A 12,837-nucleotide genomic window follows, 5' to 3' on the forward strand; every position below is an offset into this window, starting at 1 on the left:
CGTAACATTATCCGGTTGTTTTTTTATATCGGCCCGAACGTGTAAAGGTTAAACGGGCACAGAAAAAAATATATGAGGAGGATTTATGGATGCTTTATCTGATCATGTTTTCAAATCGCTCAAAGAAATGGGCATTGATTATGATGTCGTACAACATCCGCCGGCCTTAACAACCGAAGAAGCCGACCGCTTTATCGAAGGCAAAGAAGGGGTTCGAACCAAAACTTTATTTTTAACCAATCGCAAGAAAACGGCCTTTTATTTAGTGGTTACAGATGATGCCAAGCGTTTGGATATGGACAAGCTGACGGACTTACTGCAAGCAAACAGGTTGAGTTTTGGCTCGGCCGAACGGCTAAAAGAAAAAATGGGGCTCGAACCGGGCGTGGTATCGTTATTCGGCCTGTTGAACAATAAAGATCATGACATTAAAGTGTATCTCGACAAAGAAATACTATCTCAGGAATGGATAACGTTTCATGGAAATGAAAACACCAATACTGTGTTTATCAAAATGGAAGACATGTATCGATTCTTAAAGCACCTTTCCTACGACTATCAAATCATCGATTTATAAAAAGAGGCCGTCTGAAACAGTGTTTTCAGACGGCCTCTTTACCTTTAAACAGCATCTGCCGATAGCAACCCAGCTTGGTACAGGCTATTCTTCTTCCATATATTCTATATGGTAAATCAACGGCCTGTTGGATTGGTAAACTTCCCCCTCTACCCGCGGATGCGTACCCAAGCCAGTGGAGTCGAGATTACCGTATTGGCCTATCATCGGCAGCGTTTTTTTCAGCAATTCGTCGCGCTCCGTTTCATCAAGCTCTTCCACATCTTTAACGGGAGGGTTCTGACGAACTTTGGTTTCATACTGCCGCACTGATGCAGCCACTTTTTCCGAGCTGACAACCGGCGTTACCGAGCTGACCGCCCTTGCAGGATGGCCGCCGCGGCCGGATTCGGAAGCTATCTGCTTGGCCTGATGCGACATTTTTCTAACGGAATGATGCCGTTCAGGGCGGGCGGAAGACGGCGTAACTTTAGGCTCCTTTCCGAATTGTCTGGCAGCCTCCTGCTTGCCGAGCTCAACGGCTGCCGCAGCAGGCTGTTCGTCTATGTGTGCACAAGCGGTCAAGGCGGCTACCGATAAACAGATGCCCAAACAACGGCGCTTTTGGAAATTGATAAAACCGAAAATCATCGAAAAATCCTTTCCTATGCCAATTTCAAGGACGGGTTAGGAAATTTGACTGCGGTAGCATTTTTTCTGCAATTGCAATTCCGGATAAGCCAAATCAGCCACCCACAAACTGGCAGCATCCAATAATACCTGCTGTGCACTTTGCACGCTTTCGATTTGCCCCGAAGAGAAAGAATACCCTATTCCGGGTTCCGTACCGGAAAGTTGCAAACTAAACTCTTTTCGAGTTGCGGAATATTTTAAATCAAAAGAAGTGGCATAAGCGATGGTATTGGTGGAAGGATCGGTTACATTCACGGCAAAACTGATGATTTTCGATGAATTGCTAACTCCGTAATCCAGATTACCGTTCACGCGTGCTTTGCTTTGTGAAGCATTCGCTCCTCGTCCTCTACTGAAAAAATCTTCATGATCATTGCGGGTAAAAGCACCTTCAATCGGTATCAGTTGCAAATAAGAAGCAGGAGGAAGCCCCGCATGGGTGCGTCCGAAATTCATCGAAGCCAAATTCCCTTGCTGGTACGCTTTCAGATAATCGGTATTAACCAAACCGAACGCATTGATCCCTATCGGCCCGTTCACCGCTCGGAAGATAATCGGCTCTTCTTTAACAATTTTTGCCAATGTTGAAGGAAACAATGCGTGAATACGTGTTCTCAAATGAAATGCGCCCGAATCAGCCAAAGGGCTGCTCAATGCTTGCGGCCGTACGGTGCCGTCCGTAATACCGGAAATAATAAATAGCGACACCCGAGGAGTTTTCGGCGAAAACTCGCTCAGTAATTTACCCGCACAATCCAAAGATTTATCTAAAGAAGATTGCGTATAGCTTGGAGTTGCTCGAGTAGAAACAAAATCTATCGATTGCGAAGAACAACCGGCAGTCAGTAAAGCCAAACTGAACATTTTCAAAAAAGAAAGCTTCATAGTTCCTCATTTCTTATCAAGTCGCTTACCTTAACCAGCTAATGGCAGCCTTGAATATCAACTTTTCCAATGTAAGCCTTGCTTATAATTTTTATCTTATTTGCTTTGTGTTCAGGAACATTCGTAGTGTCCACATGGTTGGCATAGAATGCACATCTGGGTTTGACAATATTGTCCACGTAAAAAGATCTACCGGTAGAATCAGTAACATGATAGCCATCGGTTTTGGTTTCTTGGGGACGTACCCGAGCCGCATAAATCATCATAGCCGGAGTGGTCGGGCTTCTGGAGATAGGAATTTGGGGAACGCCTGGATGTTCTGCCAAGGCAGGTAAAGAAGTTCCGCCAATCAACAATGCGCATAGCAACCAATTTGATTTTTTAGTCATTTCATTCTTCCTTCCCTTTTTAGCAAACTTCAATGTACCAAGTCGGCAGACAGCCATAAACGCTGCTGCCGACTCATATCACCTCATACAAGTGTTTTATTGCAGAGTGATTACGTTAACACCTTGAGTGTTAGAATTACCACCTTTTACATGCAGGTTTACGCGATCAAAAAAAGCCTCTTGCTCAACTTTGCTGTTTTTAGCAGCAACATTTGCTACGTTTGCACCTTGAACGGAAAAAGCAGCATCTTGCAATTGCAGATTTAGAGTTTTACCCACTACCCCTTGTTGCACATTGTCAACGCTTTTCGCATCAGCATCTACAACGTTAATACCTTGGATATTATAAACACCTTCTTTAATAGTCAAATGTGCTTGATCATTGATAAATGCAGCTTGTGCGAATGAACCTGCAGCGAAAGCAGAAGCGCTCAGACCCAAGCCAGCCAATACGACAACAGCAGAAACAAATTTATTCTTCATGATATATATTCCTTTAATAGACAGGTTTCATAAGCAGACCATTTATGCTAAACGATTTATTTAGCATGTTTAAACGGTCAGTTACAAAGGAGATTGTAAGACTCCCGACATTTAAGAAACTAACCAAACCACACCAAATCACAACAACACCTAAAAAAGTGTCATTTAATTCAATGTGTTCAATTGATTTCTTGAGTGAATTATAAAACAGCCTAAAAAAATTTCCATAACATGAACAATATTAATTCTAGTTATCAATATATGATGTAAGAATTTTATTATATGAATTTTATATGCATAACACATGAACATTCTTCATTAGGCCTCATGCACATTGACTTGTAATTTAATAACGAAATATTACGTTTTACAGTATTTTAAGGAATAATTTTTAAAAAACATTAAATGTTAAACAAATTTTTACATTATTTAATTTTCCTTTTCTATTATAAGACGAAAAAATATAAAAAAAGGCCAATATAACCATTAAATTATATTAGAGCTACTGCTCTTAATTTAATTACTTTATGGTTACATAATTTATTTTCCTATACTGTGTCGCCTTGTCCGCTCTCAGCATTTCTATTACCTACAACTCATTGTATCTATGGAATAATTATCTTTACTACAATCAAAAATCATTTGTTACATTATTTCCTGATACTAAAATCATTAATATATTTACATATAATTATTATTTCTACATTAACTATAAAGAAAGCCGTGCAAGACTATCTAACTTGCACGGCTTTAATAGCCATCAATATAATGAATAAAAAAACCCGAAAAATCTTTTCATCGGAATATACGGAATGCAAAATTCACAAAACTACTAACCGCCATCTTTCCGTATTACCTATATACTCCATATTTACTATATATAATGCCTGCGCTTGCTATGGCACAACTCCTTGAAAGGTCTTATAGTATTTTCAATGCTCATAATCCATTCAATCCCAGCCATTTTTCCAAGTCTTCCGCACTGATCCCCCCTTTATCTTCAAAATCGAGTTTATTGATTTGGCGGCGTTTCCCATATTTGGCCAAAACGGGCGTGCCTGTTAAGTTATATTGCTGTTTGAATTCAGCCCAAGCAAGTTTATCTTGATTTAACCGATGAACGTTGACAAAGTAGATTTTGTCTTGCAGTTTGCGATCACGGATATAACGTTTGAGCAACGGTTCGAATGCATTGCAATCTCCGCAACTCGGCCGCCCTATATAGGCATAAAACGTTTCTCCTTTGGCTACTTTAGCTTTGAAATTCTCAACAGTCAGGCTGTTCAGTTCGAAATAGATATCGGAATAAGTACTTTCCAACCTTTTCGTGTTTTCTGCGGAAAGTTTGACAGCAGTTTGCGCCTCGGCAAGCTGGTCGCGCAGGGTTTGGATTTCATTGGCGGTGCTACTGCAGGCAGCAAGCAATAAAGCAGATAAAATAAGGACGAAAGTTTTAGGTTTCATCGTCAGGCTCCTGTTGTTTGAAAGGCGGCCGGTTGTTTGAAACGGTTGGAATAAAAGATACTGTTTGATGTTGCTTTCAAATGATAAGGCCGTCTGAAATATACGCTTTTTCAGACGGCCTTTACCGTTTAATCAGATAAAAGTTGATTTAGCCCAACAATACACTTGCCTACCTATATTTTCAGACGGCCTATTCTTAGGCGGTTATCAACCATTCACTGATAACTGCTTTAATACTATTGTATCTGACCATATCGGCATCGCAGCCAACCTGCTTCCTCATAATCAAAAATTATTGGTCGGCTATAACTGCTCTATCGCTATCGGCTTCAAACGATACAAATAAGTCGTTTCCTTACTGCGGGCAAAAGCCAACGGGTCATTAACATCAACAGCCTTGCTATGGATCGGCTTGGTTTTCAGTACCTCCACCACCTCCAGAGAGGCCGTCTGAAAGCATTGTTCGAGAAAATCGGCAGCACACAAATGCAGATGTTCGGCCAAATCCGACATTACCAGCCATACTTCGCCATTTTCATGCAAATGTTCGCAAACGCCGTTTAAAAAGCCTTTCAGCATGGTGTTGTCGGGATCATAAAGGGCAGACTCGATGGCGGAAGTCGGCTTTGCCGGCAGCCACGGAGGGTTGCAAACAATCAAATCGGCACGGCCCGCGGGGAATAAATCAGCAGCTTTGATACAAACTTGGCGGTCAAACCCAAGCCGTTGCAGATTGGCTTGCGCACAGGCAATGGCACGCGGATTGGTATCGGTTGCGGTAATATCGGCAATACCGCGCTTGGCAAGCAACATGGCAATAACTCCGCTGCCGGTGCCGATATCGAAAGCCGTTTTACAAGCCGGCGGCAACGGAGCCTGAGAGATTAAATCGAGATATTCCCCCCGCAACGGAGAAAATACACCGAAAGGCACATGAACGGTATTTTCCAAAGCAGGAATATAAACACCTTTTTTATGCCATTCGTGGGCACCTATAAAGCCGAGCAACTGATTCAATGGCAGCAAGAACGGTCGGTTGTTTTCTTCGCCGTACACATCAAGCAACGCGGAATAAACATCGGGAGCACGCGGCAGATTCAAAGTAAAACCTACGCCGATTTCCACCGCAAGCATGTTCAGAACACGGCTTTGTTGTGCCTGTTGCATGCGATAAATATGAAAGGCCGTCTGAATATCGGCTGCTTTATTGGAAACAGGCTTGCGCACACGTTTTTTCATGGCGGCCAAAACTTGCTTGGCATTGTGGAAATCACCATTCCACACGCTGGCAATGTGGGCGTGGGCATTTTTAAGTATCTCGGCCGCACCGGTTTCATTCAGATAAACGGCTTGTTTAGGCGGCTTTTGCGAGCTCTCGTTACGCCATTCGATTCGGGCGGCACGGTCGGTAGGTATCAAGTGGCACATAGTCAGCAGAAAGTATCAAAGTGGCAGCAGTTTACTATATTTCCACAAAGGTTTCAGACGGCCTTTTCTTCTTTGACTAAACCGAAAGCCCTGCATGATAAGCCTGCAAAGTTAATCCCTACCCTAATAAAAACCTTAAGTGCTTTATCAATATCACAAATGCCCCTTATCATCCGACTTAACGTACATTTCCCTGTCGGATTGAGCCGATATTCCCGAAACAAGCATCACCATCGATTTCCAACTTGCCAATACCATCCGATTTCTCTATAATACGCGCCTTATTCGGAATGTAGCGCAGCCCGGTAGCGCACTTCGTTCGGGACGAAGGGGTCGGAGGTTCGAATCCTCTCATTCCGACCAAACATTTCAGGCAGCTTGGTTCAAACAAGCTGCCTGATTTCATTTTCAACAAATGCCGTCTGAAAACCTTTGCAAAACAATAACCATAAAACATACCGTTCTGTCGATTTACCGTTAGGAAAATCTCAAAAATTACCTTACAATACCTCTTCTCCCGCGAAACAACCATTCATTAGAGTAAAGACCACGCTATGCGATATGCCAAAATTCTCGGAACAGGTAGCTATTTACCCGCAAACCGCGTCAGCAATGATGATTTAGCCAAAAAAGTGGACACATCGGACGAGTGGATCACCACCCGAACCGGCATTAAGTTCCGCCACATTGCAGACGATAGCGAGAAAACCAGCGATCTGGGCGCAGAAGCCGCCCGCCGGGCATTGGCAGACGCAGGCATCGGCGCGGAAGAAATCGACTTGATTATTGTGGCCACTTCCACACCGGATATGCAGTTCCCTTCCACCGCCACCATTATTCAAAGAAAACTCGGCATCGCAGGCACAAGCTGCCCCGCATTCGACGTACAAGCGGTGTGCGCAGGGTTTATGTATGCATTGTCAACGGCCAACGCCTACATCAAAAGCGGCATGGCTGAAAAAGTGCTGGTTATCGGTGCGGAAATTTTCAGCCGTATTTTGGATTGGAACGACCGCACCACTTGCGTACTGTTCGGTGACGGCGCAGGAGCGGCAGTGCTCGGCGCATCCGACGAACCGGGCATTATCCACAGCAAATTACAAGCCGACGGCAATTACATCGATCTTCTAAACACACCCGGACAAATTGCCAACGGGCAGATTTGCGGCACGCCGTTTTTAAAAATGGACGGCCCCGGCGTATTCAAATTCGCCGTTAAAATGCTGGCAAAAGTAGCCGACGATGTCATCACCGAAGCAGGCTACACCGCCGAGCAAATCGACTGGATTGTGCCGCATCAAGCCAACAAACGCATTATCGAAAGCACGGCCAAACATCTCGGCCTGAGTATGGATAAAGTGATACTGACCGTTCAAGAACACGGCAACACATCCGCCGCTTCCATTCCCTTAGCCTTGGATAACGGCATTAAAAACGGACAGATCAAACGCGGACAACACCTGCTGCTGGAAGGTATCGGCGGCGGTTTTGCATGGGGGGCAGTATTATTAAAATACTGACCGTTTATATAGAGGCCGTCTGAAAGTTTTTTAAGACGGCCACACGGGAGCCCGGGGAGTATGCTCCTGATTAAAATAAATAATTTTAAAGATAAAAATGAACAAAGAAACACATTACGGCACGGTAACCCATTGGTTCCGCGAACTTCAACGTGGATCTATCCTATCTGACGATCACGGCGGGCAGCGCATCTATATAGATGCGCGTTCGCTGAGTTTGGATTATCTGCTTCCGGCCAGCGGCGACCGGATCAGCTTCAGCCTTTTCTACGACGAAAAAAACCGCCTGTGCGCAAAATCCGTCGAATTACTGCCTCCTCTGGTAGAAAACGAGCGAACCGAAGTATCTCTGGCCGAATGGGATTTCCAGCAAAACGGCGGTTACGGCATCCACAACATTCAGAAAACCACCCCGATATTCATACTCGGGCAGTTTCTGAATGATCAAACCCGTGTTCCCGAAGAAGGCGAAACTCTGGAAGGGCGGCTCGTCAAGCACAGCAACGGCCAATGGTTGATGACCGAAATCGACATTATCGAAAAAGAACCTGCAAGCCCGGAAGTGCCGCCCGAAATCATGCTGCCGCCGGAAACGCTTCCTACCGTTGCGTCTCCATCGGAAACCCAACCGGAACACCCGGTCAAACCTGCTTACAGTGCAGCCAAACCCTTACCCCACAACAAAGTGCTGAGCGGGCATATTGTCAGTTGGGACGATGAAAAAGGTTACGGCTTCATCCACGCCGACGAACGCGGCCAAACCGTTTTTTTCCATATTTCCGCCTTCCATTACGCCACCCGTCGTCCCCAAATAGGCCAGCCGGTCAGCTTTTATTGCAACCGGCCCGTCGGCGGCGAACCTCAAAAAGCGATCAAAGTGGTTTTAAGAGGGCATGAAGCATCCTTATTCTCCGACCGCCCCTACGATTCCCACAGCTTTAATTTGAATATGAAAAAATTGTTGTGCTTCGGCACTATCGGCACAGCCTATCTGCTGGCGGTCGCCTTCTTTTCCGTTAAACTGGCCATTGTTTATCTATTGGCCAGCATCGTAGCATTTTGGCTTTACCGCAACGACAAACAAACTGCCGTTACCCAATCCCAAAAACCGAGCAGCGGCTATATCGGCCGCATACCGGAACAAAAACTGCACCAAATCGGCTTGATCGGCGGCTGGCCGGGGGCTTTGCTGGCCCGCGCCTTATTCAACCATAAAACCCGTAAAACTTCTTTTATCTGCATATTTTGGGTGATGGCCGTCTTAAATATTGCCATCACCTACGCCATACTGATACATTACACCGATAATCCGATTGCTTCATTTTTGAAAAACTAAAGGAATATCATGTCTTTTGCATTCTTCTTTCCCGGCCAAGGCTCGCAAAGCCTCGGCATGATGAACGGTTTTGCCGGCAACGCTACCGTGAAAGCCACATTCGACGAAGCATCTGCCGCCCTCGGCCAAGATTTATGGGCGATGATAAACGGAGAAGATGCCGCTCCCATCAATGAAACCGTTAATACCCAACCTTTGATGCTGGCCGCCGGCGTTGCCACTTACCGCGCTTATTTGGAAGCCGGCGGCAAAACACCCTCCGTGGTTGCGGGCCACAGCTTGGGCGAATACACCGCGCTGGTTGCAGCGGGCGCGTTGGAGTTCGCCGATGCTGTCAAACTCGTCCGCCTGCGTGCCGAGTTGATGCAAAGCGCCGTACCGCAAGGAGAAGGCGCAATGGCGGCGATTTTAGGTTTAGACGATGATGTCGTACGCCAAGTCTGCACCGATGCCGCACAAGGCGAAGTGGTGGAAGCAGTTAATTTCAACTCTCCCGGGCAAGTAGTCATTGCCGGCGGTACTGCCGCAGTAGAACGTGCCATGAATCTGGCAAAAGAACAAGGTGCCAAACGCGCCCTGCCCCTTCCCGTGTCGGTGCCGTCGCATTGCAGCCTGATGAAACCCGCCGCTGAAAAATTGGCCGAGGCATTGAAAAACGTAACCGTCAACCAACCGCAAATCCGCGTAATCCATAATGCAGACGTTGCCGCTTACGACGATGCCGACCAAATCAAAGACGCATTGGTCCGCCAACTCTACAGCCCTGTGCGTTGGACGGAAACAGTCAACGCCTTGGTTTCAGACGGCATTACCCAATCTGCCGAATGCGGGCCTGGCAAGGTATTGGCCGGATTGGCCAAACGCATCAACAAAGAGGCCTCATGTGCAGCCTTAACCGATGCGGCACAGGTTGAAGCGTTTATCGCCGCACACAACAATTGATCGGTTAACCTTTTCAGACGGCCTCCGAAGCAATCCTTCCGGCCGATATCAATCATGTCAGAAATAGCACGCTCTTCCGTCTATATGGATGATTAGATAAATTACTCCAACTATGGTATAAGGCCGTCTGAAATTAACCGTAAAAAGGAAATACAATGAGTTCACAAGATTTAAGCGGCAAAGTCGCTTTAGTTACCGGTGCATCACGCGGTATCGGTGCGGCCATCGCCGACACTTTAGCCGCCGCAGGAGCGAAAGTGATTGGTACGGCCACTTCTGAAAACGGCGCAACCGCCATCAGCGAACGCTTGGCACAATGGAACGGCGAAGGCCGCGCTTTGAATGCAGCCGAAGAAGGCAGCATCGAAACCCTGATTGCAGAAATCGAAAAAGAATTCGGCAAACTGGACATTCTGGTGAACAATGCCGGCATTACCCGCGATAACTTGTTGATGCGCATGAAAGAAGAAGAGTGGGACGAAATCATGCAAGTCAATTTGAAATCCGTATTCCGTGCCAGCAAAGCCGTTTTACGCGGCATGATGAAACAGCGCAGCGGCCGCGTGATCAATATCACTTCCGTGGTAGGTGCCATGGGCAACGCCGGCCAAACCAACTACGCCGCAGCCAAAGCCGGCTTAATCGGTTTCTCCAAATCTATGGCCCGTGAAGTCGGCAGCCGCGGCATCACGGTAAACTGTGTTGCTCCCGGCTTTATCGATACCGACATGACCCGCGCCCTGCCCGAGGAAACCCGCAAGATGTTTGAAGCCCAAACTTCTCTGGGCAAATTCGGCGAAGCTCAAGATATTGCCAATGCCGTGCTTTTCTTAGCCAGCGATCAGGCCAAATACATTACCGGACAAACCCTGCATGTTAACGGCGGCATGTTGATGCCTTAATCCGATACATGGGCAAGAGGCCGTCTGAAAATTTTTCAGACGGCCTCTTTTTCAGATAAATATTATTTTGAGATAAACCCGTTATACTTTAAGATTAATTTTGACGCAGCGCGAACTTAACACCGGCACAAAGCAGCAACCCCGAATGTTAAGTTCTCAGCCAGCCATCAATCGATCCACCACCCGCCCATCAACTGATATTGATTTAAAACATGCACACCATTTCCCTCGCCCCGATCGTTATCGTACTACTGGTTGCGGTTATCGCCGTTATCATCTGCCGCAAGTTCAACATTCCTTCCATGCTCGGCTATTTATTATCAGGTTTTCTGGCCGGCCCCAGCGTGCTGCATCTGATTCCGAAAAGCGAAGCAACCGACTATTTGGGCGAAATCGGTATTGTATTTCTGATGTTCAGCATCGGTTTGGAATTTTCCCTGCCCAAACTCAAAGCCATGCGGCGTTTGGTGTTCGGCTTGGGCGGCATGCAGGTTGTGATAACCATCTTGGCGGTTATCGGCATTTTATTGGCAAGCGGCACCAAGTTTAATTGGGCTTTCGCCGTAGCGGGCGCGTTAACGATGTCGTCCACCGCCATCGTAAGCCGCATTCTTTCCGAAAAAACCGAACTGGGGCAACCCCACGGGCAAATGACCATGGGCGTATTATTGATGCAAGACATCGCCGTGGTTCCGCTGATGATTCTTTTACCCGCTCTGGCAGGAGGCAACAGCGGCAATCTGTGGCTGGAACTGGGTTTGGCCGTATTAAAAATGGTAGCGACACTCGGCGTGTTGTTTTTCGTCGGCAGCCGCGTCATGACCCCGTGGTTCCGTATGGTTGCCAAGCGCAAATCATCCGAACTCTTCATGATCAATGTATTGCTCGTTACTTTGGGTGTGGCCTACCTAACCGAACTGGAAGGTCTTTCGTTGGCCCTCGGCGCATTTGTAGCGGGCATGCTGCTTTCGGAAACGGAATACCGCTTCCAAGTGGAAGACGATATCCGCCCGTTCCGCGATATTCTGCTCGGTTTCTTCTTCATCACCGTCGGCATGAAGCTGGATATTCAAGCCTTGATTAACGGCTGGCAGCTTGTGCTCATCTTGCTCGGCATTTTGATTGCCCTCAAAGCACTGGTCATCTCCCTGATTGCCTACCGCATGCGCTACACCGTCGGCGACAGCATGAAAACCGCTTTCTATCTGGCACAAGGCGGGGAGTTTGGTTTTGTTATACTGGCGGTTTCCAGCAAAATCGATATGGTTTCCACTGAATTGGAGCAGGCTGCCACTGCCGCCATCTTGCTCTCTATGATTATTGCACCGTTTATTTTGAATGGCAGCGACAAGCTCGTGAATAAATTGGTGAAATCGAATTGGGACATGAAAGCCGTCGATCTGCAAAACATGCTAATCGCCACCATGAGCAAATCCGACCATGTATTGATTATCGGCTACGGACGCGGCGGACAAACCATAGGCCGTATTCTCGCCCAAGACAACATCCCCTATTACGCGCTTGATTTGGATGCCGAACGCGTACAAATTGCCCGAAGCGCGGGCGAGCCGGTTTCTTTCGGCGATGCCAAACGGCGCGAAGTGCTTGAAGCCGCCGGTCTCAGCCGTGCCAAAATGGTTGTTATCACGCTTAACAATATGCTCGAAACCCAGCATGTCCTCGACAATATCATGAGACTCCACCCCACCATGCCCGTGCATGTGCGCGCCGTTAGCGACGATTACCTGCAAGTTTTCACCCACATGGGAGCGGAAGAAGCAGTATCCGACACCAAAGAAACCAGCCTCGCACTCGCCTCATATGCCATGTTGGGTGCAGGATTATCGTATCAACATGTTCATCAAACCATCATGAACATCCGCCGCAGCCGCTATGCCATACTGGAAGATTTGTTTGTCGGCAGCGACGACGAATCCGGTTTCTACGATGAAAGCAACAGCATCAGCCGTTATGCATTCACTCTTACCGACGAAGCCTATGCCATCGGTAAAAACACGAGCGAACTTCCACTCAAGCATCTCAATGTCAAGCTGTTATTTGTGCGCCGCCATACCCACCGCATTGAAGAGTTCGATGAAAACTTCCGCTTGGAAGCAAACGACATTCTGGTCGTGGCAGGGAAAAAAGATAAAATAATTTCCTTTGAAAACTGGTCTTTACAAGGAAACTGATAAAACCTTAAAAAAACCGCTTGCATCGGCTATCAAGTTTTGGTTTA

The 12,837-nt window shown here is 46.8% G+C and carries 12 protein-coding genes and 1 tRNA gene; 7 read left to right on the plus strand and 6 right to left on the minus strand.

The window, feature by feature from the left end:
* Window positions 1-85 precede the first annotated feature (85 nt).
* Window positions 86-577 carry a prolyl-tRNA synthetase associated domain-containing protein gene (locus tag Q0X97_RS03415; protein WP_302066088.1) on the plus strand — a complete coding sequence of 164 codons (492 nt, stop codon included), beginning with the start codon at window positions 86-88 and terminating at the stop codon, window positions 575-577.
* Window positions 578-661: 84 nt separating this feature from the next.
* Here Q0X97_RS03415 and Q0X97_RS03420 read toward each other — a convergent pair whose 3' ends face one another.
* The 6 genes from Q0X97_RS03420 to Q0X97_RS03445 all read right to left on the minus strand — a co-directional run bounded on the left by Q0X97_RS03420 (window position 662) and on the right by Q0X97_RS03445 (window position 5,898).
* The gene (locus tag Q0X97_RS03420; RefSeq protein ID WP_302066086.1) at window positions 662-1,207 is read right to left on the minus strand and encodes a hypothetical protein; all 546 of its coding nucleotides are present in this window, start codon (window positions 1,205-1,207) and stop codon (window positions 662-664) included.
* 36 nt (window positions 1,208-1,243) lie between these two features.
* Window positions 1,244-2,134: a hypothetical protein gene (locus Q0X97_RS03425; RefSeq protein ID WP_302066084.1), complete on the minus strand. Its 891-nt coding sequence runs from the start codon at window positions 2,132-2,134 to the stop codon at window positions 1,244-1,246.
* A 38-nt stretch (window positions 2,135-2,172) separates the two neighbouring features.
* Window positions 2,173-2,523 carry a hypothetical protein gene (locus Q0X97_RS03430; protein ID WP_302066082.1) on the minus strand — a complete coding sequence of 117 codons (351 nt, stop codon included), beginning with the start codon at window positions 2,521-2,523 and terminating at the stop codon, window positions 2,173-2,175.
* 96 nt (window positions 2,524-2,619) lie between these two features.
* Window positions 2,620-3,006 carry a hypothetical protein gene (locus Q0X97_RS03435; protein ID WP_302066080.1) on the minus strand — a complete coding sequence of 129 codons (387 nt, stop codon included), beginning with the start codon at window positions 3,004-3,006 and terminating at the stop codon, window positions 2,620-2,622.
* Between the two features lie 939 nt (window positions 3,007-3,945).
* Complete coding sequence (locus Q0X97_RS03440) at window positions 3,946-4,470, minus strand: thioredoxin family protein (protein WP_302066078.1); 525 nt, start codon at window positions 4,468-4,470, stop codon at window positions 3,946-3,948.
* Between the two features lie 303 nt (window positions 4,471-4,773).
* Entirely contained in the window at window positions 4,774-5,898 is a 1,125-nt protein-coding gene (locus Q0X97_RS03445; RefSeq protein WP_302066076.1) for a class I SAM-dependent methyltransferase, read from the minus strand.
* A 286-nt stretch (window positions 5,899-6,184) separates the two neighbouring features.
* On the opposite strand from Q0X97_RS03445, the gene Q0X97_RS03450 reads away from it, so the two are divergent.
* The 6 genes from Q0X97_RS03450 to Q0X97_RS03475 all read left to right on the plus strand — a co-directional run bounded on the left by Q0X97_RS03450 (window position 6,185) and on the right by Q0X97_RS03475 (window position 12,790).
* Window positions 6,185-6,261 (plus strand) — tRNA-Pro (locus tag Q0X97_RS03450).
* Window positions 6,262-6,452: 191 nt separating this feature from the next.
* Window positions 6,453-7,418 (plus strand): beta-ketoacyl-ACP synthase III, encoded by a 966-nt coding sequence (locus tag Q0X97_RS03455; protein ID WP_302066074.1) that lies wholly within the window; start codon window positions 6,453-6,455, stop codon window positions 7,416-7,418.
* A gap of 97 nt (window positions 7,419-7,515) precedes the next feature.
* On the plus strand, window positions 7,516-8,754 hold the full coding sequence (locus tag Q0X97_RS03460) for a DUF1294 domain-containing protein (RefSeq protein WP_302066072.1): 1,239 nt from the start codon (window positions 7,516-7,518) through the stop codon (window positions 8,752-8,754).
* Window positions 8,755-8,763: 9 nt separating this feature from the next.
* Window positions 8,764-9,696, plus strand: a complete 933-nt coding sequence (fabD, locus tag Q0X97_RS03465; RefSeq protein WP_302066070.1) for an ACP S-malonyltransferase — start codon at window positions 8,764-8,766, stop codon at window positions 9,694-9,696.
* 155 nt (window positions 9,697-9,851) lie between these two features.
* On the plus strand, window positions 9,852-10,598 hold the full coding sequence (fabG, locus tag Q0X97_RS03470; protein ID WP_302066068.1) for a 3-oxoacyl-ACP reductase FabG: 747 nt from the start codon (window positions 9,852-9,854) through the stop codon (window positions 10,596-10,598).
* 212 nt (window positions 10,599-10,810) lie between these two features.
* Window positions 10,811-12,790, plus strand: a complete 1,980-nt coding sequence (locus tag Q0X97_RS03475) for a monovalent cation:proton antiporter family protein (RefSeq protein ID WP_302066066.1) — start codon at window positions 10,811-10,813, stop codon at window positions 12,788-12,790.
* Window positions 12,791-12,837 lie beyond the last annotated feature (47 nt).

Origin of the sequence: Neisseria sp. MVDL19-042950 (assembly GCF_030504625.1) — a bacterium.
Taxonomy (GTDB): domain Bacteria; phylum Pseudomonadota; class Gammaproteobacteria; order Burkholderiales; family Neisseriaceae; genus Neisseria.